This window comes from Salininema proteolyticum, from assembly GCF_042685645.1.
GTDB classification, from domain to species: Bacteria; Actinomycetota; Actinomycetes; order Mycobacteriales; family Micromonosporaceae; genus Salininema; species Salininema proteolyticum.
The window spans coordinates 1,662,834-1,687,415 of the sequence record NZ_JBHUNX010000001.1; the positions used below are offsets into that span (position 1 = coordinate 1,662,834).

Genomic DNA, 24,582 nt, shown 5'->3' on the forward strand with positions numbered 1-24,582 from the left:
GGAGAACTATCAGTGGCAACCACTAACGACCTCAAAAACGGCATGGTCCTCAAACTCGACGGCGGAGAGCTCTGGCAGGTCGTCGAGTTCCTGCACGTCAAGCCCGGCAAGGGCCCGGCCTTCGTGCGCTCGAAGCTGAAGAACGTCCTGTCCGGCAAGATCGTCGACAAGACCTTCAACGCCGGCGTCAAGGTCGAGACCGCGACCGTCGACCGCCGCGACATGCAGTACCTGTACCACGACGGCACCGACCACGTGTTCATGGACCTGGAGGACTACGACCAGATCCCGCTCAGCCCCGAGCTGGTCGGCGGCGCGGCCGACTACATGCTCGAGAACTCGAACGTCGTCGTCGCCATGCACGACGGCAAGGCCCTGTTCGTCGAGCTCCCCGCCGCCGTCGAACTGTCCGTCAAGCACACCGAGCCCGGGCTCCAGGGCGACCGCTCCTCCGGCGGCACCAAGCCCGCGACGCTCGAGACCGGCGCCGAGATCCAGGTGCCCCTGTTCATCGAGGAAGGCGAGAAGGTCAAGGTCGACACCCGTTCTGGCGACTACCTCTCGCGGGCGTCGTAACCGTGGGCAGAAGTTCAGGCAAGAAGCACCCCGAGCTGGGCGCGCGCTCGCGCGCCCGCGCGCGGGCCGTGGAGATCCTCTACGAGGCCGAGAGCCGCGACAAGGACGTCCTGGACGTCCTCGCCGAACGGCGCCGCCGCTACATGGAGGACCCGCACGAGGCGCCCCGCCTCCCCGCCTACTCCCAGGAGCTGGTGGAGAGCGTGGCCGACCACCTGCGCGAGGTGGACGGGGCCATCACCTCGGCCAGCCAGGGGTGGACGCTCGACCGCATGCCCGCCGTGGACCGGAACATCCTCCGCGTCGCCGCCAACGAGATCCTCTTCCGCGAGGACGTCGACGACGTGGTGGCCATCAAGGAGGCCATGCGCGTGGCCGAGCAGCTGGGCTCCAGCGACGACCCGGCGTTCTACAACGCGGTGCTCGACCGCATCGCCAGGGAGAGCGCGCGGGCCGCGCAGTCCGGACCGAACGCCGACGCCGAACCCGCACCGGGCGGAGCCGACACCGTCGACGAGGGCGGAGAGCGCGCCTAGCGGCCGGTCGGGCGGTGCACTGCGGACAGTGCCCGCACGGACCCCAGAACGCACCGAAGAGGCCGAGGAAGTGATTCCTCGGCCCCTTCGGGTGTGGTCGGGTCTATTCGCCGTCCTTGGCGAAGAAGGCCTGAACGTCGTGTACTACGACGCCGTAGTCCTCGAGCTTCTCCACCAAACCGCTCGGGGTGGTCCCGTAGACCACCGCCAGAGTGGCCAGGTCGTCGGCGCGGATGGACAGGATCCGGCCGTTGTAGTCGCCGCGGCGCTGCTGGATGTTGCGGGCCAGTTTGGCGATGTGCTCCAGCTCGGAATCCGGGTGGTCGTAGAGGGCCTCAAGGTTGAGCACGACCTTCTCCGGCTTCTCGATCGGCTCGGGGAGCTCGTTGGGAAGCAGTTCGGAGACCGGCACACGGTAGAAGTCGGCCAGCTCCGACAGGCGGGAGACGGTGATGGACCGGTCTCCGCGCTCGTAGGAGCCGATGACTACCGCTTTCCAGCGACCATCGGACTTGTCCTCCACTCCCTGGAGGGACAGGCCCTGCTGCATGCGAATGTCGCGTAGGCGGTTGCCCAGGCTTTTAGCGTATTCGGAAGTCGCCACGTTGAGATCAACTCCAAGTATTTGTCGTTATAAAAAGGGGCTGTTCCTATTGTTGACTACTATCGGTGACGGAAACAAGGTCCCCTTCTCCGATTGTGGAGAAATTCTCGTTCGGACCGAGGCGGCGTCACCGCGGAACCGGAGGGTTTTTCCCCACGTCAGGACGGTTATCTTCCGCCCCTCCGACGTCGGAGCGCGCGCCTGCGAGTGGGGTCGGCGATCGCTACTGACTGTCAAAACGGTACCAAACGTGTGAAGCGCGCCGTAGGGGTCCCTCACATTATCGAACGAGCTATGGGCCCCGGACCGGCGAGGGCGTACAATTCAGCGTGGACAACCGCTGCCCCGGGTTCGGGAGAGCTCGGCGGCAGACCCACCCTTTAAGAACCGTCCCGTGAGGCGGAGAAGGAGGTCAGGCCATGGTTTCGCATGCCCGGAAACAGGCCGAGAGTCCGCCGGGGGTCAAATCGATCCTCGCCTCGGACGACATCAACCGCGTCGTCAACCGCATGGCGCACGAGATCCTGGAGAAGACCAAGGGAGCCGAGGACACGATCCTCCTGGGAATCCCCACCCGGGGCGTGGCCCTGGCCGGACGGCTGGCCGAGCGCCTCGAACGGTTCTCCGGCGCCCCCCGTTCCCGCCGGAACCCTCGACATCACCCTCTATCGCGACGACCTCTCGCGCAACGCGCTGCGGCCACTGGGGCCGACCGAGCTGCCGGCCGGCGGCATCGACGAGCAGCGCGTCGTCCTCGTCGACGACGTCCTCTACTCCGGACGCACCATCCGCGCGGCTCTCAACGCCCTCTACGACCTGGGCCGCCCGGCGCAGGTCCAGCTGGCCGTCCTGGTCGACCGCGGCCACCGCGAGCTGCCGATCCGCGCCGACTACGTCGGCAAGAACATCCCGACCTCCCGCGCCGAGAAGGTCTCGGTGCGCCTGGACGAGTACGACGGCCGCGACGCCGTCGAACTGAGCGGGGGAGAAGAGTGAGGCACCTGATCGACACCAAGGAGCTGAGCCGCGACTCCGCCGAGCTCATCCTGGACCAGGCCGCCGAGATGGCCGACGCCGTCACCGGCCGCGAGGTCCCCAAGCTCCCGGCCCTGCGGGGCCGCACCGTGGTCAACCTCTTCTTCGAGGACTCCACCCGCACCCGCGTCTCCTTCGAGACCGCCGCCAAGAAGCTCAGCGCCGACGTGGTCAACTTCGCCGCCAAGACCTCCAGCCTCAACAAGGGCGAGTCCCTCAAGGACACCGCCCTGACGCTGCAGGCCATGGGCGCCGACGCCGTCGTGGTCCGCCACGCCGCCGCCGGAGTGCCCGAGCGGCTCTCGGGCTGGCTGCCCAGCCACGTCGTCAACGCCGGCGACGGCCTGCGCGGACACCCGACGCAGGCGCTGCTGGACGCCTACTCGCTCAGGCAGCGGCTGGGCGGAGTGGACGGCAAGACCGTCATGATCGTCGGCGACATCCTGCACAGCCGGGTGGCCCGCTCCAACGTGTGGCTGCTGAGCACCCTGGGCGCCCGCGTCCGCCTGGTCGGACCGCCCACCCTCATGCCCAAGGACATCGGCTCCTGGCCCGCCGAGGTCTCCTACGACCTCGACCCCGCCCTGCCCGACTCCGACGCGGTCATGGTGCTCCGCGTCCAGCGCGAGCGCATGCTGGGCTCCTTCTTCCCGACCGAGCACGAGTACTCGCTGCTCTACGGCCTCGACGAGCGCCGCGCCGGCAAACTGCCGGCCGACGCCGTGGTGATGCACCCCGGACCCATGAACCGGGGGCTCGAGATCGCCTCGGCCGTGGCCGACTCCGACCGCACCACCATCGTCGACCAGGTCTCCAACGGAGTCTGGGTCCGCATGGCCGTCCTCTACCTGCTGCTGACGAACGGAGAGCTCTAATGACCGGAACCCCTGGGAACAAGATCCTCGTCAAGGGGGCCGACGTCCTCGGGCGCGGCCGCACCGACCTGCTCCTCGCGGACGGGCGCGTCGTCGAGACCGGCAGCCTCTCCGCCTCCGGTGCCCAGGTCGTCGACGCCGACGGGCTGATCGCCCTGCCGGGCCTCGTCGACCTCCACACCCACCTGCGCCAGCCGGGCTACGAGGAGAGCGAGACCGTCCTCTCCGGATCCCGCGCCGCGGCCAAGGGCGGCTACACCGCCGTCTGCGCCATGGCCAACTCGACGCCGGTGGCCGACACCCCGGCGATCGTCGAGCAGGTCGCCCGCCTCGGACGCGAGGCCGGGTACGTCGACGTGCAGCCCATCGGGGCCGTCACCGTCGGCCTCGCCGGCGAGCGCCTCGCCGCCATGGGCGAGATGCACGCCTCGGACGCGAACGTCCGCGTCTTCTCCGACGACGGCAAGTGCGTGCACGACCCGCTGGTCATGCGCCGCGCCCTGGAGTACGTCAAGGGCTTCGGCGGACTGGTCGCCCAGCACGCGGAGGAGCCGCGCCTGACCGACGGCGCCCAGATGAACGAGGGCGCCGTCTCGGCCGAGCTCGGCATGGTCGGCTGGCCCGAGGTCGCCGAGACCTCCATCATCGCCCGCGACGTGCTGCTGGCCGAGTACCTCGGCAGCCGCGTCCACTTCTGCCACATCTCCACGGCCCGCAGCGTGGACATCATCCGCAATGCCAAGGAGCGGGGGATCGACGTGACCGCCGAGGTCTGCCCGCACCACCTGATCCTGACCGACTCCGCCGTCGGCGGCTACGACCCGGTCTTCAAGGTCAACCCTCCGCTGCGCGTCAGCGAAGACGTCAAAGCCCTGCGCGAGGCCCTCGCCGAGGGAATCATTGACGCCGTGGCCACCGATCACGCGCCGCACTCGACGGAGAACAAGGACTGCGAGTGGGCCGCCGCCAGGCCCGGCATGCTCGGCCTCGAGACCGCCCTGTCCATCACCGTCGAGGCGCTCGGCGGAGTGGACGACGCGGACTGGGACGTCGTCGCCGAGCGCACCTCGCGCACGCCCGCCAGGATCGCCGGCCTCGCCGGCCACGGACAGGACCCCGCCGAGGGGGCCGAGGCCAACCTGACCCTCGTCGACCCCTCCGCCCGCTGGACGGTCCGCGGAGAGGACCTCGCCAGCCTTTCGACCAACACGCCCTACGCCGGAATGGAGCTGCCCGTCGTCGTGCAGTCCACCTTCCTGCGCGGAACGCCGACCGTCCTGGACGGGAAGCTCAACGACGACATGGGAGAGAAGTAGATGACCGCTCGCAAACCCGCCATCCTGGTCCTGGAGGACGGCCGCGCCTTCCGCGGCGAGTCCTACGGCGCCGTCGGTGAGACCTTCGGCGAGGCCGTGTTCAACACGGCCATGACCGGCTACCAGGAGACCCTCACCGACCCGTCCTACTACGGCCAGGTCGTCTGCCAGACCGCCCCGCAGATCGGAAACACGGGGATCAACTCCGAGGACGACGAGTCCGACCGCGTCTGGGTCGCCGGCTACGCCATCGCCGACCCCTCGCCGCGCCCCTCCAACTGGCGCAGCGAGAAGGGCCTGGAGGAGTGGCTCGAGGAGCAGGGCGTCGTCGGCATCTGCGGGATCGACACCCGCGCGCTGACCCGCCACCTGCGCGAGCGCGGCGCCATGCGCGTCGGCGTCTCCTCCGCGACCGAGGACGCCGCCGAGCTGCTCGAACGCGTCAAGGCGAGCCCGGAGATGGCCGGCGCCTCCTTCGTGGACGAGGTGACCACGGCCGAGAGGTACACCGTCGCCGCCGAAGGGGAGAAGCGCTACACCGTGGCGGCCCTCGACCTCGGCATCAAGCGCAACACGCCGCGCAGCATGGCCGCGCGCGGCATCGAGACCCACGTCTTCCCCGCCTCGGCCACGGCCGAGGACCTGCTGTCGACGGAGCCCGACGCGGTCTTCCTCTCCAACGGCCCCGGCGACCCGGCCACGGCAGGCGACCAGGTCGCGCTGACGCGGGAGCTGCTGCGCCGCCGCGTCCCGGTCTTCGGCATCTGCTTCGGCAACCAGATCCTCGGCCGCGCGCTGGGCCTGGGCACCTACAAGCTCAAGTACGGCCACCGGGGGATCAACCAGCCGGTCTTCGACCGCCACACCGAGAAGGTCGAGGTCACCGCCCACAACCACGGCTTCGCCCTGGAGATGCCCGACGGCGCCCGGCCCGCCACCGTCTCAGGCGACTTCGACCCGAGCGCGCACCGGGGAGGGACGCCGGTCTTCTCGACGGAGTTCGGCGAGGTCGAGGTCAGCCACGTCTGCCTCAACGACAACGTCGTCGAAGGGCTCACCTGCCGCGAGGTCCCGGCCTTCTCCGTCCAGTACCACCCGGAGGCCGCCGCCGGACCCCACGACGCCGACTACCTCTTCGACCGCCTTGTCCGCCTCATCGAGTCCAGCAAAGGGGCCGAGCAGAATGCCTAAACGCCAAGACATCGACCACGTCCTCGTCATCGGGTCGGGCCCGATCCAGATCGGACAGGCCGCCGAGTTCGACTACTCCGGGACCCAGGCCTGCCGCGTCCTGCGGTCGGAGGGCATGCGCGTCACGCTGGTCAACTCCAACCCGGCGACGATCATGACCGACCCCGAGGTCGCCGACGCGACCTATGTGGAGCCGATCGAGTCGGGGATCATCGAGCAGATCATCGCCACCGAGCGCCCCGACGCGCTCCTGCCGACCCTCGGCGGGCAGACGGCCCTCAACGCGGCCATCGAGCTGCACGACCAGGGGATCCTGGAGAAGTACGACGTCGAGCTCATCGGGGCCGACTTCGACGCCATCCAGCGCGGCGAGGACCGCCAGAAGTTCAAGGAGGTCGTGCGCAAGGTCGGCGGCGACGTCCCGCGCTCGGCGACCTGCCACTCCATGGAGGAGGTCCGCGCGACCGTCGCCGACCTCGGCCTCCCGGCCGTCATCCGGCCCTCCTTCACCATGGGCGGGCTGGGCTCCGGCATGGCCTACACCGACGAGGACGTGGAGCGCATCGCCGGCAACGGCCTGGCCGAGTCCCCGACCACCGAGGTGCTCATCGAGGAGAGCGTCCTGGGCTGGAAGGAGTACGAGCTGGAGCTCATGCGCGACCGCAAGGACAACGTGGTCGTCGTCTGCTCCATCGAGAACATCGACCCCATGGGCGTCCACACCGGGGACTCCGTGACCGTGGCGCCGTCCATGACGCTCACCGACCGCGAGTACCAGCACATGCGCGACATCGGCATCGCGGTGCTCCGCGAGGTCGGCGTCGACACCGGCGGCTGCAACATCCAGTTCGCGATCGACCCGGAGAACGGGCGGATCATCGTCATCGAGATGAACCCGCGCGTCTCCCGCTCCTCGGCGCTCGCCTCCAAGGCCACCGGCTTCCCGATCGCCAAGATCGCGGCCAAGCTGGCCATCGGCTACACGCTCGACGAGATCCCCAACGACGTCACCAGGGCGACCCCGGCCGCCTTCGAGCCGGCACTGGACTACGTCGTGGTCAAGGTGCCGCGCTTCGCGTTCGAGAAGTTCCCCGGCGCCGACCCGACGCTGACGACGACCATGAAGTCCGTCGGCGAGGCGATGAGCCTGGGGCGGACCTTCAAGCAGGCCCTGCAGAAGGCCCTGCGCTCCTCCGAGACCAAGTCCGGCGGCTTCTGGACGAGCCCGGACCCGGAGGGCGCGACCGTCGAGTCCACCATGGAGGACCTGCGCACGGCCCGCGAGGGCAGCCTCTACTCCGTGGAGCGGGCGCTGCGCCTGGGCGCCACGGTCGAACAGGTCCACGAGGCGAGCAAGATCGACCCGTGGTTCCTCGACCAGGTCGCCGAGCTCGTCGCCCTGAGCGAGGAGGTCTCCGGGGCCGACATCCTCGACGCGGCGCTGCTGCGCCGGGCCAAGCGGGCCGGCTGCTCCGACGCCCAGATCGCGGCCCTGCGGCCGGAGCTGGCCGGCGAGGCGGGCGTGCGCGAACTGCGCCACCGCCTGGACGTCCGCCCGGTCTTCAAGACCGTCGACACCTGCTCGGCCGAGTTCGCCTCGAAGACGCCCTACCACTACTCCTCGTACGACGAGGAGACCGAGGTCGAGCCCTCGGCGAAGCAGAAGATCATGATCCTCGGCTCGGGCCCCAACCGCATCGGCCAGGGCATCGAGTTCGACTACTCCTGCGTCCACGCCGTCCAGGCCCTGCGGGAGGCCGGCTACGAGACGATCATGGTCAACTGCAACCCCGAGACCGTCTCGACCGACTACGACACCGCCGACCGGCTCTACTTCGAGCCGCTCACCTTCGAGGACGTCACCGAGGTCTACCACGCCGAGGACTCCTCCGGGAAGGCCGCGGGAGGCGAGGGCGTCGTCGGCGTCATCGTCCAGCTCGGCGGGCAGACCCCGCTGGCGCTGGCCAAGCGCCTGGAGGCCGACGGGCTGCCGGTCATCGGCACCTCGCCCGAGGCGATCGACAACGCCGAGGACCGCGGCGTCTTCGAGCGCCTGCTGCACGCCGAGGGCCTGGTCTATCCCGCCGGCGGCGTCGCGACGTCGTTCGCGGAGGCCAAGGAGGTCGCCGGGGGCATCGGCTACCCGGTGCTCGTGCGCCCCTCCTACGTGCTGGGCGGGCGCGGCATGGAGATCGTCTACGACGAGGCCAGCCTGGAGGACTACATCGCCCGGGCCACCGAGGCGAGCCCGGAGCACCCGGTCCTGGTCGACCGCTTCCTCGACGACGCGGTCGAGATCGACGTGGACTGCCTGTGCGACGGCGAGGACTTCTACCTCGGCGGCGTCATGGAGCACATCGAGGAGGCCGGGGTCCACTCCGGAGACTCCTCCTGCGCGCTGCCGCCCGTCACGCTCGGCTCCGACGTCATGGAGCAGATCCGCCGCTACACCTCGCGCCTGGCCTTCGCCATCGGCGTGCGGGGGCTGATGAACGTCCAGTACGCGCTGAAGGACGAGCAGCTCTACGTCCTGGAGGCCAACCCGCGCGCCTCGCGCACGGTCCCGTTCGTCTCCAAGGCCACCGGCCACCCGCTGGCCAAGGCCGCCGCCCGCATCATGGCAGGGTCGACGATCGCGGAGCTGCGCGGGGAGGGCCTGCTGGCCGCCGAGGGCGACGGCTCGGACCTGGGAGCCGACGCGCCCATCAGCGTCAAGGAGGTCGTCCTCCCGTTCAAGCGCTTCCGCACCTCCGAGGGGGGCGGCATCGACGCGCTGCTGGGGCCCGAGATGAAGTCCACCGGCGAGGTCATGGGCATCGACTCGACCTTCGGCCTGGCCTTCGCCAAGTCCACCCTGGCCGTGCACGGGCGCCTGCCCGCCCCCGTCGGCCCGGCCGCGCCCCGGGAAGGCGCCGGCAAGGCCGCCGCACCCGCTCGGGGCAGGGTGTTCGTCTCGGTGGCCGACCGCGACAAGCGCTCCATCGTCTTCCCGGTGCAGCAGCTGGTCTCGCTCGGGTTCGAGGTCTACGCGACGGTGGGGACCGGCCTGGTGCTCAAACGCCACGGCATCGCGTTCACCCCCGTCGGCCGCCACTCGCAGGGGCTCGAAGGGGCCCCGGACGCGGTGGAGCTCATCAAGTCCGGAGAGGTCGACCTGGTCATCACGACGCCGTCGGCCTCCTCGGGGCCGCGCACCGACGGCTGGGAGATCCGCACCGCGGCCGTCGTGGCCGACGTCCCCTGCATCACCACGATCCAGGGCGCGGGAGCGGCCGTGATGGGGATCGAGGCCGCCGCCCGAGGCGAGCTCTCGGTCAGTCCACTGCAGAAGCTGCACAGCGTCGACGAGAAATAGCGGACAATGGGCCCCGGACGGACAGTCCGGGGCCCGATTCGAGTCGGAGGCAACAGCCGGGCTCGGCGCCGGAGCGGGGCCGCTCCGCCCTCGCCTAGACTCCTCAAGGCCCTTTCAACAGAATTAACTGGTAAGCCACGTCAGGAGGACCTGTAATGCTCTACCAGAAAATCGCGCGCCCCGTGCTCTTCCGGTGGGGCAAAGGCGACCCCGAGGCCGCCCACGCCTTCACCATGAAGAGGCTCAGGCGGGTGGCCGAGACCCCTTGGCTGCGGCAGCGCCTGCAGCGGCTCAACCAGCTGCAGGCCCCCGTCGAGGTCGCGGGAATGCACTTCCCCAACCCGATCGGACTGGCCGCCGGGCTGGACAAGAACGGCGAGGCAGTCGGGGCCTGGCCCTCGCTCGGATTCGGGTTCGCCGAGGTCGGAACGGTCACCGCGCAGGCCCAGCCGGGCAACCCGGCGCCGCGCATGTTCCGGCTGAAGGACAGCCGGGCGATCATCAACCGCATGGGCTTCAACAACGAGGGCGCCCGCGCGCTGGCCAACCGCCTGGCCGCCTCGCCGAAGGTCAACAGCCCGATCGGGGTGTCCATCGGAAAGACCAAGATCACCCCGGTGGAGGACGCCGTCGAGGACTACCTGACCTCGCTGCGCCAGCTCTACCCCTACGCCTCCTACTTCGCTGTCAACGTGTCGAGCCCCAACACCCCGGGGCTGCGCCAGCTCCAGGACGCCTCGCGGCTGCGCGAGCTGCTGGGGGCCCTCTACTCCGAAGGGGTGACCCAGGCGGCCGGACGGCCGCTGCGGCCCATCTTCCTCAAGATCGCCCCGGACCTGACGCTGCAGGCGATCTCCGAGCTGCTGGAGGTGGCCGTCGACGCGAAGGTCAGCGGCATCATCGCCACCAACACGACCCTCACCCGCGACGGCATCGCCGACTCCGACGCCCACCTGGCCCCCGAGGCCGGCGGCCTGTCGGGGCGCCCGCTGACGGAGTACTCGCGGTCGGTCGTCAAGTTCGTGCACCGCGAGACGGACGGGAAGCTGCCGATCATCGGCTCGGGCGGGCTCATGACGCCCGACGACGTCGAGGCCATGTTCGACGCCGGCGCCTCCCTGGTGCAGCTGTACACGGGCTTCATCTACGGCGGCCCGGGCCTGGTGAAGCAGTCGGTCAAGCGCTACCGGCGCCGCATGTCCATCCCGCCGGCCCACGCGCACAGCAACTCCGTGCAGGCCCCCGTAGTGCCGCCCTCGCCGCCGCCGGCGGGCTCGCCCCCGCCTCCCGCGGGTTCCACACCGCCGCCTACGGGCTCGACCCCGCCACCGGCAGGCCCGACACCGCCTCCCGCCGCGTCGACGCCACCGCCGTCGGGTTCGACGCCTCCTCCGGCGGGCCCGACACCGCCGGCGACGGGTGCCACGCCTCCCCCGCCCGGAGCGATGCCGAGCGCCCCGCGGACCGGCGGCCACCCGGTCCAGAGCACTCAGCCGCGGACCGGCGGCCACCCCGTGCAGAGCCCTCGGCCGCAGACGGGCGGCCACCCTGTCCAGAATCCGACCCCGCCCAGCGGGATCCCGTCGGGTCCGAGGACCTCCCGGGGGCGCCACCGCGCTCCGGACGACTCCTCTGACCAGGGGCCGGACGAACCCGGCCGTCCCGAACCGACTCCGCCGGGCTGACGCCCGGAGGGACGGCCGGACCACGGTGATTGGCCGAGCGCGCCCGCATCGGCCTACACTCAAGAGTCGACCTGTAAGAGAACTTCACAGCGCCCTGTATCCAGCGCCTTCTTGAAAGGATGTGCCTCCGGTGCCAGAGACAGCGCCCTTCGGCGCCCGCGTGAACCGCATGTTCGAGAAATACGGACCTCTGTGCGCGGGGATAGACCCCCACTCCTCGACCCTCCAGTCCTGGGGACTCGAGGACGACCCCGAGGGCCTGGAGCGGTTCTCCATGGCCATGGTCGAGGCCGTCGCCGGAGCCGTCGGCTTCGTCAAGCCCCAGTCGGCGTTCTACGAGCGGTTCGGCTCCAAGGGCGTGGCGGTGCTGGAGAAGACCGTCGCCGCCGCCCGCGAGGCGGGCGTCCAGGTCGTCCTGGACGTCAAGCGCGGCGACATCGGCTCGACCATGCAGGCCTACGCCGAGGCCTACCTGGACCCGTCCTCGCCACTGGCGGTCGACGCGATCACCGTCAGCCCCTTCCTGGGCGTGGGCTCGCTCCAGCCGGCCTTCGACCTGGCGCTGGCGCACAACAAGGGCGTCTTCGTCCTCGCCCGCACCTCCAACCCGGAGGGCAAGCGCGTCCAGCTGGCGCGCAAGCGCGACGGGCAGACGGTGGCGCAGGCCGTCATCGACGAGGTCGCCACGCACAACGGCGACACCGACCCCATGGGCTCCTTCGGAGTGGTGGTCGGAGCGACGATCGGGCCGTGCGTCTCGGCAGACGACGCGCGTTTGAGTGAGTCGACTTACGGCATTACTCACACCTCGGTCAAGCACCGTGACGCGGCGCACGACCTGGCCCACCTCAACGGCCCGATCCTGGTGCCGGGCATGGGCGCCCAGGGCGGCAAGCCCGGTGACCTGGCACGCGTCCTCGGTCCGGCCCGTGACCAGGCGATTCCCACCTATTCCCGGCAGATATCCCGCGAAGGCCCCTCTCCGGCCCGCCTCCGCGAGGCCGTCACGCGACTCCAGGACGAAGTCCGCAGAGCCACAGGGCAATGACCGGGAATTGTTCCCCGAAGGGGGGAAACCCCTCCCCGCGCGTCGACGTGTCGCACCGAGGGGTTACAGTTCCCTCGCCGGGTATGCTTCAAGGCAGACCCGTTCCCACCTGCACAGCCGCGAAGGCTTCGCAGGTGGGGGCTCCGGATTCCGTGCGCGGAGAACCGGTCGGCAATACCGGGCTCTAGCTGGGGTTTCACTGGGATTCTCCGGTCTGAGCTGGGAAATGGGCTGAGAAGTGCCTCGCATTGGCCGGATAGGCTCGCCAAACTCGGCAAGCAGGTACTATCCTCGGCTAACAACAACGAAAAAGTAACTACACCGTGGTTACGGACCGGATCCCCCGTCCAGGGGCGGGGGATGAAGACATCGATAGACTGCAAGGAGACCCCGTGCCGCTCCCTAAACTGACGCCGGAACAACGTCAAGAAGCACTGAAGAAGGCCGCCGCCGCCCGCAAAGCGCGCGCTGAGCTCAAAGAACAGCTGAAGTCCGGCCAGAAGAGCCTCGAAGAGGTTCTGAAGTCGGCCGCCACGGACGACATCGCCGGCAAGATGAAGGTCTCGGCCGTTCTGAAGGCCCTCCCTGGCATCGGCGACAAGCGCGCCGTGCAGATCATGGAGAAGCTGAAGATCGCCGACTCCCGTCGCCTGCGCGGGCTGGGCGAGCACCAGCGCGCCGCCCTTTTGGCCGAGTTCAGCTCCGACAACGCCTAGTATCGGGTAGTAGTTGACCTGTGAGCAGCATCAACGCCCAGCGTTTGACCGTCTTGGCCGGTCCCTCCGGGGTCGGGAAGGGCAGCGTCAAGGCTCTGATCCAGCAGCACTACCCGTGGGTATGGCTCTCGGTCAGCGCGACGACGCGGTCCCCCCGGCCCGGTGAGACCGACGGGGTTGACTACCACTTCGTCTCGCACGAGCGATTCGAAGAGATGATCGCTGCCGGGGAGTTCCTGGAGTGGGCGTCCTTCTCGGGCAACCTCTACGGGACTCCCCGCGGGCCGGTCGAGCGCCAGCTGGAGGCGGGTCTGCCCGCCCTGCTGGAGATCGACCTCCAGGGCGCCCGGCAGGTCCGGGTGTCCATGCCCGAGGCCCAGCTGGTATTCCTGGCCCCGCCGAGTTGGGAAGAGCTCGTGCGCCGCCTGACCGGCAGGGGGACCGAGGACGCGGCGACCATCGAGCGCCGCCTGAGCGCGGCTCGCGAGGAGCTGACGGCCGAACCTGAGTTCGACCACACAATCGTGAACGTCTCTGTTGAACAGGCGGCCACGGAATTGGTAGAATTGCTCGGCTCTCCGGTTAAAGCGGCCCACTAGAGGCCCGAGTCGAGTCCGCCGCGTCGGTGCGGCGGTCGTCCGGAGACCAACCGAAGTTCCATCTGCGAACACCTAAATACCTGCGAAGGGAAACACGTGCCTGGGACAGTAGCCGACCCAGTCGGCATCACGAACCCGCCGATCGACGAACTGCTCGATCGCACCCAGTCGAAGTACCAGCTGGTCATCTACGCCGCCAAACGCGCCCGCCAGATCAACGCCTACTACTCCCAGCTGGGAGAGGGCCTTCTGGAGTACGTCGGTCCGCTGGTGGAGACCACGCCGGAGGAGAAGCCGCTGTCGATCGCCCTGCGCGAGTACGACAAGGGACTCCTCGAGACCCGCAAAACCGAGGGTTAGGGTCTGACAGACTCGAACGGGGCCCGGCCGCAGTGCACTCTGCGCCGGGCCCCGCTCACGTATACGCCGTTTTTCGAGAAGGGTTGGGCTCCGTGCGCATCGTCCTGGGGATCAGCGGCGGCATCGCCGCCTACAAGTCGGCCATCCTGCTGCGGCTGCTCAAGGAGGCCGGCCACGACGTGGTCCCGGTTCCCACGGCCTCGGCCCTGAACTTCGTCGGCCGCGCGACCTGGGAGGCCCTCTCCGGGCACCCGGTGACCAGCGAGGTCTTCGAGGACGTCGACGAGGTCCGCCACGTCAAGCTGGGCCGCGAGGCCGACCTGGTGGCGGTCGCCCCCGCGACGGCCGACCTGCTCTCCCGCGCCGCGACCGGCCGCGCCGACGACCTGCTGACCTCGACGCTCCTCACCGCCACGTGCCCGGTCGTCTACGCCCCCGCCATGCACACCGAGATGTGGGAGAACGCCGCCACCCGCGCCAACGTCGCCACGCTGCGCGAGCGCGGAGCCCATGTCGTCGAGCCCGCCGTCGGGCGCCTGACCGGCAAGGACACCGGCGCGGGCCGCCTGCCCGAACCGGAGGAGCTCTTCACCCTCCTCAAGGCCTACACGCACGGGCCGCCGGCGGACCTGTCCGGATACCGGATCGTCGTCTCGGCCGGCGGGACCCGGGAGTCGATCGACCCCGTCCGCTTCATAGGCAACCACTCCTCGGGCAAGCAGGGCGCGGCCATCGCCGCCGCCGCTGCCGCCGCGGGGGCCGACGTCCACCTCATCGGGGCGCACATGTCGACTCCCGTCCCCGCCGGGGTCTCCTTCGAGCGGGTGAACACGACCGTCGAGCTGCTGGAGGCGAGCGCCCGGGCCTTCCCCGACGCCGACGCCGCCGTCCTCGCCGCCGCCCCGGCCGACTTCCGCGCGGACTTCTCCGAGCGCAAGATCAAGCGGACGGGTGACACGCTCGACCTGGAACTCCACCCGAACCCCGACATCGCGGCCGCTCTCGGCGAGGCGAAGAGGCCCGGCCAGGTGCTGGTGGTCTTCGCCGCCGAGACCGACGACGGCCTGGCCAACGCCCAGAAGAAGCTCGCGAAGAAGAACGCCGACCTGGCCGTGTACAACGACGTCTCCGCCGGGCGCGTCTTCGGCTCGGACCGCAACGCCGTGAGCCTGCTGGACGCCGGGGGAGTGGTCGCCGAGCTCGCGGAGTCGGACAAGGACGCCGTCGCCCACGCCCTGATCGGCCACATCGCGGAACGCCTCGTCCCAGATGGTGAACGCGACTGACATCGCATCCGGGCGTGTGGGAATTGGGTGACACGATATTCGTGCCCTAAAATGGAAATCTGCACGCGCGGCTACGGTCGCGCCACCGCACGTCCCCGACCCGACGAGGGGTCGACTACTGCACGATTGAGGAGCACCGTGGCACGTCGCCTATTCACCTCCGAGTCGGTCACCGAAGGCCACCCGGACAAGATCGCCGACCAGATCTCCGACGGGGTCCTGGACGCCCTGCTGACGGAGGACCCCGCCAGCCGCGTGGCCGTCGAGACCCTGATCACCACCGGCCAGGTCCACGTGGCGGGCGAGGTGACGACCGCGGCCTACGCCGACGTCGCCGCCATCGTCCGCGACACGATCCTCCGCATCGGCTACGACTCCTCCAAGAAGGGCTTCGACGGCGCCTCCTGCGGCGTGTCGGTCTCGATCGGGAGCCAGTCGCCCGACATCGCCCAGGGCGTGGACAAGGCCTACGAGTCCCGCCAGGACGCCGCGGCCCACGACGAGCTGGACCTGCAGGGCGCGGGGGACCAGGGCCTCATGTTCGGCTACGCCTGCCGCGAGACGCCGGAGCTGATGCCCCTGCCCATCGCGCTGTCGCACCGCCTGTCCCAGCGTCTGACCCAGGTCCGCAAGGAGGGCGTTGTGCCCTACCTGCGCCCGGACGGCAAGACCCAGGTGACGGTGGAGTACGAGGGGCAGCGGCCGGTCCGCCTGGACACCGTCGTGGTCTCCTCGCAGCACGCTCCGGACATCTCCCTGGAGACCCTCATGACGCCCGACATCGCCGAGCACGTCATCGCTCCGGTGGTCGAGGGCCTCGAACTGGACATCAGCGACTACAACCTCCTGGTCAACCCGACCGGCCGCTTCGAGATCGGCGGGCCGATGGGCGACGCGGGCCTGACCGGGCGCAAGATCATCGTCGACACCTACGGCGGCTACGCCCGCCACGGCGGCGGCGCCTTCTCGGGCAAGGACCCGTCGAAGGTGGACCGCTCGGCGACCTACGCGGCCCGCTGGGTGGCCAAGAACGTGGTGGCGGCCGGACTGGCCGAACGCTGCGAGATCCAGGTGGCCTACGCGATCGGCAAGGCCGCTCCGGTGAGCCTTGCGGTGGACACGCAGGGCACCGCCGCGGTCGACCCGGCGCGCATCGAGACGGCCATCCGCGAGGTCTTCGACCTGCGCCCCGCCGCGATCATCCGGGACCTGAACCTCGTGCGCCCGATCTACTCGAAGACCGCCGCCTACGGGCACTTCGGCCGCGAGCTGCCGGAGTTCACGTGGGAGTCGACCGACCGCGCGGCGGCGCTGAAGTCCGCCGTCGGCGAGTAGGCCGCCGCAACGCGTCACGGTGAAGCCGCCGACGACTCGGTCGTCGGCGGCTTCACCGTGCCCGCAGGCGGTTCCGTCCCCGGGGCCGGCGGGGGTGAGCCGGGCGGAACGAGGCGGGCGAGGCCCGGCCGGAGTCGGCGGGTCGTGGTTACATGGACCGGTGGACGCCTCGCTGTTCGACTCCCTCGACCCCGCCGGATCCCTGTCCAGGGCGCAGGGTTTCTTCGCCGTGGTCGCGGTGAACAAGCCGCTGCCCCACCTGGACTACCTCTTCGACTACAAGGTCCCCGACCGGCTCCGTCCGGAGATCTCGGTCGGCTCGCTGGTCCGCGTCCCGTTCAAGAACGAGACCGTCTCCGGCTTCGTCGTGGACCTGAAGGGCGAGTCGGACTATTCCGGGGCCTTCCAGTCGGTCGCCAAGGTCCTCTCGGTCGAGCCGCTGCTCGATGAGAGGGTCTACGAGCTGGCCAAGGCCGTCGCCCGGAGGTATGTCGGCACGCTGGCGGACGTCCTGCAGCTGGCCGTGCCGGTCGGCGACCGGCGCAAGTCTCTGGAGCGCACGGAGATCCCCGCCGCCCCGCGGGTCGAGGCTCCGGAGCGGACCGGGTTCGGCCGCTACACCGCCGGAGAGGCCTTCGTCCGGGCGCTGGGAGAGGGCAAGGCTCCCCGCGTCGTGTGGAACGCGCTGCCCGGCGAGGACTGGGCGGCCCGCTTCGCCGAGGCCGCCGCGATCGTCGCCTCGCGCGGACAGGGCGCCCTCCTGGCGGTGCCCGACAATACCGACCTGGGCCTCCTCGACGGCGCTCTCACCCGCGTCCTGGGGGAGGACCGCCACGTCCTCCTGACGGCGCTGGCGGGCCCCTCGGCGCGCTACCGCTCGTTCCTGGCCGCCAAGCGCGGGAAGGTCCTCGTCGCCGCCGGAACCCGCGCGGCCGTGTTCGCCCCGGTCCGGAACCTCGGGCTGGTGGCCCTCTGGGACGACGGGGACGAGTCGTACGCGGAGAGGCACGCGCCTTATCCGCACAGCAGGGAGGTCCTGCTGACGCGAGCGGCCCGGGAGGAGTGCGCGGTGCTGGTCGGAGGCTACGCCCGCACCGCCCAGGCGCAGCTGCTGGTGGAGTCCGGTTGGGCTCACGACATGGTCCCCGCGCGGGGGCCCCTGCGCGAGGCGCTGCCCCATATCGCCCCGACGGGCGACGACTCCGACCTGGCCCGCGACACCTCGAACGCCCAGGCGCGCCTCCCGACCGCCGCGCTGCAGGCGATGCGGGAGTCGTTGGCCGACGGCGCGCCGGTCCTGGTCCAGGTGCCGCGCCTGGGCTACCTGCCCGCGGTGGCGTGCGCGAAGTGCCACCGTCGGCAGTGGTGCTCCGGGTGCGGGGGGCCGCTGAGGCTGCCCGGCCGGGGGAGGATCCTGGCGTGCGGATGGTGCGGGCACCAGGAGTCGCGGTGGGCGTGCGGCGACTGCGGTTCGACGGAGATCCGTGCGAGCGTCCGGGGCACCGACCGCACCGCCGACGAACTGCGCCTGGCCTTCCCCCGCACGGAGGTGCGCGTCTCCACGGGCGAGGAGAGGCTGGAGGCGGCGGAGGACGGCATCGTCATCGCCACGCCGGGCGTGGAGCCCCCCGCTCCGCACGGCTACGGCGCCGTCGTCCTCATCGACACGTGGGCGCAGTTGACGCGCGCCGACCTCAACGCGCAGGAGGAGGCGTTGCGGCGCTGGATGAACGCCGCGTCGCTGGCCCGCTCGGACGGGCGGGTCGTGGTGGCCGCCGACGGCGCCATGCGCCCGGTGCAGGCGCTGTTGCGCTGGGACGCGCGGTGGTTCGCGGCGAGGGAGTGCGAAGAGCGGCGGGAGCTGCGCTTCCCGCCCGTCACGCGCATGATCGCGCTGGAGGGGCCGAACGGGGAGCCGGACAGGGTCGCCGACGACGTCGTCCGCGCCTGCGGGGACGTGGAGGTCCTCGGTCCCCTGCCCTTGGACGAGAAGTCGGAGAGGGTTCTGCTGCGCCTGGAGAAGCGGCGCACCGGAGCGGTCGTCGACGCTCTCGCGGAGGTGGTCTCGCGGCGGTCGCAGCCGAGGTCGCGCCGGGCGGAGGCCAGGGCGGAGATCGTCAAGGTGGTCGTCGATCCGCGCCGGATCGCCTAGGCGCGCCTCTATTCCCGGATGAGGTGATCGTCTCGTGCGGGAAGGTGCGGGCACTGTTCTCCGTTGAACTCGGACACACAGGTACCGACCCGGAAAGGTGATCCCGATGTCCGTCTCCGCCAAAGAAGTCCACCTGGTCTCCCGCCCCGTCGGAGAACCCGTCCCCGAGGACTTCGCCCTCGTGGACACAGCTCTGGGTTCCCCGGCGGACGGGCAGTTGCTGGTGCGCAACGACTACCTCTCCGTCGACCCGTACATGCGCGGCCGGATGGACGAGGGCGACTCCTACGTGCCCGCTTACGATCTCGGCGCGGTCATGGACGGCGGCGCGGTCGGGACGGTCGTCGAGTCGGCCTCGGACGAGGTCCCGGTGGGGTCCACCGTGGCGCACCGGGCCGGCTGGCGCACCCACGCGCTGCTCCCGGCCGGGGCCGTGGAGGTCGTCGACACCGAAGAGTTCGGTTCCGCGATCTACCTGGGCCAGTTCGGGCCCACCGGGCTGACGGCCTACGCGGCCCTCAAGTACACCGCCGGGGTCGGCGAGGGCGACACGGTCTTCATCTCGGGTGCGGGCGGCGCCGTGGGGAGCGCCGCGGCGGCGATCGCGAGGGAGTTGGGCGCCTCCAAGGTCATCGGAACGGCCGGAGGCCCCGAGAAGGCCGCGCGTCTGACCGGAGAGCTCGGTTACGACGTCGGCATCGACTACCGCGCCGGCGACGTGGAGAAGGAACTGCGCGAAGCCGCTCCGGACGGGATCGACGTCTATCTCGACAATGTCGGCGGAGACCAGCTGCGCGCGGCCATCGAGGTCCTCAACGACCACGGGCGCATCGCGGGAGTCGGGGCCGTCTCGCAGTACAACGCCACCGAACCCGTCCCCGGCCCGGACAACCTCTACCAGATCGTGATCAAGAGGCTGGACTTCCAGGGAGTCATGGTGCTCGACCATCTGGACAAGATGGGCGAGTACCGCCGGTTCGCCGCCGACCTGGTGCGCGAGGGGAAGCTCGCCCGGACGGAGACGTTCGTCGACGGGGTGGAGAACGCCGTGGACGGATTCCTGTCGATGATGCGCGGCGGCAACACCGGCAAGATGGTCGTCCGACTCACCGGGGACTAGCGGCCGCGGGCCCGATGCGGTGCCGCGACCAGGATCCGCCGCCCGTCTCGGGCGGCGGCCGCTTCAGCCGGCCTCCGACTCCGGGCGCGGGTCTTTGGAGAGGAGCAGCTCCACCGCCTCTTTGGCGAAGTCCCCGCCCCGGTTGGCCAGCGACTTGTTCAGGACCGAGTCGCCCATCATGAGGCAGTAGGCCGTGTAGGCCCGCGTCTCGGCCTCGCGCTCGGAGAATCCCTCGTCGAGGAAGATCCTCCGGAAGAACTCCATGCGGATGGCGTCGACCTCGGTGAGGGCCTCGCACGCCACGGGGTCGTTTCGGGCCCAGTCGCGGATGGAGGCCTCGATCGCCTGCGGCCGGGCGGCCCTGGGGCGCCGTGGCCGCCGCAGCAGCTCGGACAGGCGCGAGCGAGCTCCCTCGGCCGTCAGGCGGCTGATGGTGTCCAGCGTCGTCCTCTTGCGCCAGGCCGACAGAATGGCGGTCAGCAGGTCGGCGCGCCTCTTGAAGTGCCAGTAGAAGCTTCCCTTGGTGACGCCGAGTCTGCGGCACAGCCGTTCCAGTTTGACGCCGCGCACGTTCTCCTCGACGAGGATGTCGTTGGCGGCCTCCACCCAGTCGCCCTCGGTCAGGCGGGAGGAGGGCGCGCCGTCGCTCGCGGCCGGGGTCGGTGGGGCGGGTTCGCTGGACATGGACCACCTTCCTGGCTACGGGCGCCCGCTCGTCCGCCGGTGTGCCGCGGGCCGCTGCCGTGGTACTCACGGTACGGTCCGGTACCCGAAAAACGCTCGCAGGTTCCCGATCGGTGTGACGGTCGTCAAACTCGGGCTCGGGCGGGAATGAACGGGCGCCTCCCGGAGTTAAATTTGGTCGACCAAGTAATTTTTCGGGGACGGCGATCAGACGCCCCCGAACCTGCGCCCGGGGCCGCCCCGGGCCGCGAAGAAAGGCAACCCTAACCATGACCACTCCCGTCAAGGTGGCCGTCCTCGCCGGCTCCCTCCGCAAGGACTCCCACTCCACCTCGGTGCTGCGCGCCGCTCTGAACCGGTTCGCCGAGGACATCGACGCGACCTGGATCGACAACCTGGACCGGCTGCCCGCCTTCAACGAGGACCACGAGGCCGAGCCGGGCGCCGAAGTCGCCAAGCTCCGCGAGGCCGTCGCCGGCGCCGACGCCGTCTTCGCCGCCACCCCCGAGTACAACGGCCTCCTCCCCGGCCACCTCAAGACCGCCCTGGACTGGGTCTCCCGCCCCTACGCCAACGGCGTCATCAAGGGCAAGCCGGCCGCCGGCTTCGGCGCCAGCCCCTCCCCGAACGGCGGCCTCTGGGCCGTGGAGTCGCTCCACCGCGCCTACACGGTGGCCGGAGCCGCCGTCGTCGGCGAGCCCACCCCGATCGCGGCCTCCCCGGAGGCCACCGACGAGGCCGGCGCCCTCGCCCGTGAAGAGGACGCCGCCAAGCTGGACGGGCTCCTGCGCGACCTGGTCGCCGCCGCCCGCTCCTAGACGCGCCGAGCCGGCGGGGCGCTCCGGACTCGGAGCGCCCCGCCGGCTCCTTTTCGTGAGAACCGCGAAACCCGGCCGGGCCGGCGGCGTCCGACAGCCCGCGCCCCCGCCCGCCGAGTTAAGGTTGTGGCACCGCCCGACCTGACAAAGGAGAATACAGTGGACGTCCTGAGGACCGAGCTCCCCGGCATCGGCGTGCGCTTCGAGATGGAGACCAAGCGCGGTGTCCGCCTGAGCATCGTCGCCCACCGCGAAGGCCGACGCGACTTCGTCGTCTACGATCCCGACGACCCCGACTCCACTCTGGAGTGCATCGTCCTCGACTCCGACGAGGCCTCCTCCATAGGGGAGCTTCTCGGCGGGGCCCGCATCATAGAGAAGATCAACAGCCTCCACAAGGAGATCGACAACCTCGTCTCCCGCAAACTCACCGTCGATGCCGCCAGCCCCTACGCGGGCAGGACGCTCGGCGACACCAAGGCCCGCACACGCACGGGAGCCAGCGTCGTGGCGATCATCCACGGCGACCAGGTCACCACTCAGCCGACCCCGGCCACCTCCTTGAACGTCGGCGACAAGCTCGTGACCATCGGCACCAGCGAGTCCGTCGACGCCGTCGACCGGATTCTCCGCGGGGAGATTTAATCCCCGCGACCGAGGTCCGTAACCGGCACAGGCCATAATGGCCGCCCCGAAGGAGACAGGAATGGGACGCCTATGAGCCATCTCGTGCAACTGCTGCTGGAACTGGGAGGCATCATCCTCGCCCTCGGCGTCATCGGAGCTGTGGCCGGGCGCATCGGGATCTCCGCCATACCCCTCTACCTCCTCGCCGGGCTCGCCTTCGGCGACGGCGGCGTCTACAGCCTCAGCGCCTCGCGCGACTTCATCACCACCGGCGCCGAGATCGGCGTCATCCTCCTCCTCTTCGTCCTCGGACTGGAGTACTCGCCCAAAGAGCTCATCGGCACCATGAGGACCGGATGGCGTTCGGCGCTGTTCGACCTGGTCGCCAACGCCTCCCCCGGCGTCGTCGTGGCCTTCCTCCTCGGCTGGGGGCCGCTGGGCGCCATGGTGCTCGGCGGCGTCACCTACGTCTCCAGCTCCGGCATCATCGCCAAGATGCTCACCGACCTCAACTGGCTGGGCAACCGGGAGACCCCCACCGTGCTCGGCATCCTCGTCGCCGAAGACCTCCTCATGGCCCTGTACCTGCCCATCCTGACCACGGCGCTCGCCGGGCTCGCGTTCAGCCAGGCCGCCTGGGGGCTGGGGTTCGCCGCGCTGGCCATCGCCGGGGCCTTCTTCGTCGCCTCGCGCTGCGGCGAGTTCCTCAGCCGGGCGCTGTCCTCCCCCTCCGACGAGGTCCTCCTCCTGAAGCTGCTGGGCACGATCCTGGTCGTCGCCGGGCTGGCCGAGCAGATCCACGTCTCCACCGCGGTCGGGGCCTTCTTTGTCGGTATGGCGCTGTCCGGAGAGGTCTCGCAGACGGCGGAGAAGGTCATCGAGCCGCTCAAGTACCTCTTCGGAGCCGTCTTCTTCGTGAACTTCGGGCTCCAGACCAATCCGGAGAACCTCCCGCCGTTCCTGCCGGTCGCCCTGGCCCTGGCGGTCGTCTCGATGGCCACCAAGTTCGGCACCGGGTGGTGGGCCGCCCGCGAGGCCGGAGGGCAGTTCAGCGCGAAGCTCCGCGCCGGGCTGATCCTGCTGCCCCGCGGCGAGTTCAGCATCGTCATCGCCGGCCTGGCCGTCTCGGCCGGGCTCCAGGACGGACTGGCAAGCCTCGCGGCCTGTTACGTCCTCATCATGGCCGCGACCGGGCCGCTCCTGGTCCGCGCGGCCGATCCCATCATCAAGCGCCGCGTGCGCAAGCTCAAGGCCGCGCGGCTGGCCGCCCGTCGGACCGCCGCGGCGGCCGACTGACCAGACTGGTAGAACAAGATCATGACGAACCTTTCCGAACCCGGCTTCGAGAGCGAAGTCGTCACCATCGCGCGGGACCTCATCCGCATCAACTCGACCAACACCGGCGACGACGCCACGTCCGCCGGCGAGCGCGCCGCCGCCGAGTACGTGGCCGAGCTGCTCTCCGAGGTCGGCCTGGAGCCGGAGATCCTGGAGTCCCAGCCCGGCCGCGCGAGCGTCCACGCCCGCTTCGAGGGATCCGACTCCTCCCGCCCCGCGCTGCTGCTGCACGGGCACCTCGACGTAGTGCCCGCCCAGGCCGACGAGTGGAGCGTCGACCCCTTCGCCGGGGAGATCAAGGACGGCTATCTCTGGGGCCGCGGCGCGGTCGACATGAAGGACTTCGACGCGATGGTGCTGGCGCTGGTGCGCCACTGGAAGCGCAACGGCATCGTCCCGCCCCGCGACCTCGTGCTGGTGTTCACCGCCGACGAGGAGGCCGGCGGCAAGAAGGGCGCCTGGTTCCTCGCCGAGAAGCACCCCGAGATCTTCGAGGGCGTGACCGACGCCATCGGCGAGGTCGGCGGCTTCTCCATCGGGCTCGGCGGAGACCTGCGCGCCTACACCGTGCAGACGGCCGAGAAGGGCCTGGACTGGATGCGCCTGCGCGCCACCGGCCGCCCCGGCCACGGGTCCATGGTCGCCGACGACAACGCCGTCGTGCGACTGGCCAAGGCCGTCTCCAACATCGGCGACCACCGTTTCCCGGTGGAGATCACGCCCGCGGTGCGGGACTTCTTCGACGCCGTGTCCGAGCACCTCGACGTGCGGCTGGACCCGGACCGGCCCGAGGAGGCCCTGGCCAAGCTCGGACCCATGGCGCGCCTGGTCGGCGCGACGCTGCGCAATACGGCCAACCCGACGATGCTGGACGCCGGCTACAAGACCAATGTCATTCCCTCCTCCGCCGAGGCCGTCGTCGACTGCCGCTCACTGCCGGGGCGCAGCGAGGAGCTCGAGGCGAAGATCCGCGAGCTGATCGGGCCCGGGGTGGAGATCGAGTACGAGATGCGCGAGCCGGGGGTGGAGACGACCTTCGACGGGCCGATCGTCGACGCGATGGCCGAGTCGATCCGCCATCTCGACCCGGGTGCGATCACCGTGCCCTACATGCTCTCCGGCGGCACCGACGGCAAGGCTTTCAACTCGCTGGGCATCCGCTGCTTCGGATTCGCCCCCCTCAAGCTTCCGGCCGACCTGGACTTCACCGGCCTGTTCCACGGCATCGACGAGCGTGTCCCCGTCGAGGGGCTCCAGTTCGGCGTGAAGGTCATGGACCGCTTCCTGAAGCAGGTCTAGGGGCTGACGAGGGGGCGGGTCGACGGC

20 protein-coding genes and 2 pseudogenes are annotated in these 24,582 nt (G+C 70.3%); 20 read left to right on the forward strand and 2 right to left on the reverse strand.

All coding sequences use genetic code 11. The annotated features are described in order from the left end of the window. The first annotated feature begins 12 nt into the window (after positions 1 to 12). Both efp and nusB read left to right on the forward strand, forming a co-directional pair. Positions 13 to 576, forward strand: coding sequence for an elongation factor P (efp, locus tag ACFTE1_RS07795; protein WP_380621825.1), 564 nt, complete (start codon positions 13 to 15; stop codon positions 574 to 576). A 2-nt stretch (positions 577 to 578) separates the two neighbouring features. Beyond that, positions 579 to 1,112 (forward strand): transcription antitermination factor NusB, encoded by a 534-nt coding sequence (nusB, locus tag ACFTE1_RS07800; RefSeq protein ID WP_380621823.1) that lies wholly within the window; start codon positions 579 to 581, stop codon positions 1,110 to 1,112. Positions 1,113 to 1,215: 103 nt separating this feature from the next. Here the strand turns inward: nusB and ACFTE1_RS07805 are convergent, their stop codons facing one another. Further along, entirely contained in the window at positions 1,216 to 1,716 is a 501-nt protein-coding gene (locus ACFTE1_RS07805; protein WP_380621821.1) for a transcriptional regulator, read from the reverse strand. Between the two features lie 419 nt (positions 1,717 to 2,135). Between ACFTE1_RS07805 and pyrR the strand changes: the two are divergent. The 14 genes and pseudogenes from pyrR to ACFTE1_RS07875 all read left to right on the forward strand — a co-directional run bounded on the left by pyrR (position 2,136) and on the right by ACFTE1_RS07875 (position 19,789). Then, a pseudogene (pyrR, locus tag ACFTE1_RS07810) lies at positions 2,136 to 2,712 on the forward strand (bifunctional pyr operon transcriptional regulator/uracil phosphoribosyltransferase PyrR). Further along, positions 2,709 to 3,626, forward strand: a complete 918-nt coding sequence (locus tag ACFTE1_RS07815; RefSeq protein ID WP_380621817.1) for an aspartate carbamoyltransferase catalytic subunit — start codon at positions 2,709 to 2,711, stop codon at positions 3,624 to 3,626. Before pyrR ends, ACFTE1_RS07815 begins: the two are co-directional and overlap by 4 nt. Then, complete coding sequence (locus ACFTE1_RS07820; protein WP_380621815.1) at positions 3,626 to 4,942, forward strand: dihydroorotase; 1,317 nt, start codon at positions 3,626 to 3,628, stop codon at positions 4,940 to 4,942. Before ACFTE1_RS07815 ends, ACFTE1_RS07820 begins: the two co-directional genes overlap by 1 nt. Beyond that, complete coding sequence (carA, locus tag ACFTE1_RS07825; protein ID WP_380621813.1) at positions 4,943 to 6,133, forward strand: glutamine-hydrolyzing carbamoyl-phosphate synthase small subunit; 1,191 nt, start codon at positions 4,943 to 4,945, stop codon at positions 6,131 to 6,133. Then, complete coding sequence (carB, locus tag ACFTE1_RS07830; RefSeq protein ID WP_380621811.1) at positions 6,126 to 9,488, forward strand: carbamoyl-phosphate synthase large subunit; 3,363 nt, start codon at positions 6,126 to 6,128, stop codon at positions 9,486 to 9,488. The genes carA and carB overlap by 8 nt, the downstream gene beginning before the upstream one ends. Positions 9,489 to 9,643: 155 nt before the next feature. Continuing rightward, positions 9,644 to 10,678: pseudogene (locus ACFTE1_RS07835) on the forward strand (quinone-dependent dihydroorotate dehydrogenase); the annotation flags it as partial. Positions 10,679 to 11,303: 625 nt separating this feature from the next. Continuing rightward, the gene (pyrF, locus tag ACFTE1_RS07840; RefSeq protein WP_380621809.1) at positions 11,304 to 12,221 is read left to right on the forward strand and encodes an orotidine-5'-phosphate decarboxylase; all 918 of its coding nucleotides are present in this window, start codon (positions 11,304 to 11,306) and stop codon (positions 12,219 to 12,221) included. Positions 12,222 to 12,613: 392 nt separating this feature from the next. Further along, positions 12,614 to 12,937 (forward strand): integration host factor, actinobacterial type, encoded by a 324-nt coding sequence (gene mihF / locus ACFTE1_RS07845; protein WP_380621807.1) that lies wholly within the window; start codon positions 12,614 to 12,616, stop codon positions 12,935 to 12,937. A gap of 20 nt (positions 12,938 to 12,957) precedes the next feature. Then, positions 12,958 to 13,536, forward strand: coding sequence for a guanylate kinase (gmk, locus tag ACFTE1_RS07850; protein ID WP_380621805.1), 579 nt, complete (start codon positions 12,958 to 12,960; stop codon positions 13,534 to 13,536). A 96-nt stretch (positions 13,537 to 13,632) separates the two neighbouring features. After that, entirely contained in the window at positions 13,633 to 13,896 is a 264-nt protein-coding gene (rpoZ, locus tag ACFTE1_RS07855; RefSeq protein ID WP_380621804.1) for a DNA-directed RNA polymerase subunit omega, read from the forward strand. 83 nt (positions 13,897 to 13,979) lie between these two features. Further along, on the forward strand, positions 13,980 to 15,182 hold the full coding sequence (gene coaBC / locus ACFTE1_RS07860) for a bifunctional phosphopantothenoylcysteine decarboxylase/phosphopantothenate--cysteine ligase CoaBC (protein WP_380621803.1): 1,203 nt from the start codon (positions 13,980 to 13,982) through the stop codon (positions 15,180 to 15,182). 138 nt (positions 15,183 to 15,320) lie between these two features. After that, a complete protein-coding gene (gene metK, locus ACFTE1_RS07865; RefSeq protein WP_380621801.1) occupies positions 15,321 to 16,517 on the forward strand; it encodes a methionine adenosyltransferase in 1,197 nt (398 codons plus the stop codon). 238 nt (positions 16,518 to 16,755) lie between these two features. Continuing rightward, on the forward strand, positions 16,756 to 18,669 hold the full coding sequence (locus ACFTE1_RS07870; RefSeq protein WP_380621887.1) for a primosomal protein N' family DNA-binding protein: 1,914 nt from the start codon (positions 16,756 to 16,758) through the stop codon (positions 18,667 to 18,669). Positions 18,670 to 18,775: 106 nt separating this feature from the next. Further along, positions 18,776 to 19,789, forward strand: coding sequence for an NADP-dependent oxidoreductase (locus ACFTE1_RS07875; protein WP_380621799.1), 1,014 nt, complete (start codon positions 18,776 to 18,778; stop codon positions 19,787 to 19,789). A gap of 63 nt (positions 19,790 to 19,852) precedes the next feature. Here the strand turns inward: ACFTE1_RS07875 and ACFTE1_RS07880 are convergent, their stop codons facing one another. Continuing rightward, positions 19,853 to 20,473, reverse strand: coding sequence for a TetR/AcrR family transcriptional regulator (locus ACFTE1_RS07880; protein ID WP_380621797.1), 621 nt, complete (start codon positions 20,471 to 20,473; stop codon positions 19,853 to 19,855). Between the two features lie 269 nt (positions 20,474 to 20,742). On the opposite strand from ACFTE1_RS07880, the gene ACFTE1_RS07885 reads away from it, so the two are divergent. The 4 genes from ACFTE1_RS07885 to ACFTE1_RS07900 all read left to right on the forward strand — a co-directional run bounded on the left by ACFTE1_RS07885 (position 20,743) and on the right by ACFTE1_RS07900 (position 24,555). Next, positions 20,743 to 21,291 (forward strand): NAD(P)H-dependent oxidoreductase, encoded by a 549-nt coding sequence (locus ACFTE1_RS07885; protein WP_380621795.1) that lies wholly within the window; start codon positions 20,743 to 20,745, stop codon positions 21,289 to 21,291. A gap of 159 nt (positions 21,292 to 21,450) precedes the next feature. Further along, the gene (locus tag ACFTE1_RS07890) at positions 21,451 to 21,936 is read left to right on the forward strand and encodes a cation:proton antiporter regulatory subunit (protein ID WP_380621793.1); all 486 of its coding nucleotides are present in this window, start codon (positions 21,451 to 21,453) and stop codon (positions 21,934 to 21,936) included. 72 nt (positions 21,937 to 22,008) lie between these two features. Beyond that, the gene (locus ACFTE1_RS07895; protein WP_380621791.1) at positions 22,009 to 23,214 is read left to right on the forward strand and encodes a cation:proton antiporter; all 1,206 of its coding nucleotides are present in this window, start codon (positions 22,009 to 22,011) and stop codon (positions 23,212 to 23,214) included. A 21-nt stretch (positions 23,215 to 23,235) separates the two neighbouring features. Then, positions 23,236 to 24,555 (forward strand): M20/M25/M40 family metallo-hydrolase, encoded by a 1,320-nt coding sequence (locus ACFTE1_RS07900; RefSeq protein ID WP_380621789.1) that lies wholly within the window; start codon positions 23,236 to 23,238, stop codon positions 24,553 to 24,555. Positions 24,556 to 24,582: the final 27 nt, after the last annotated feature.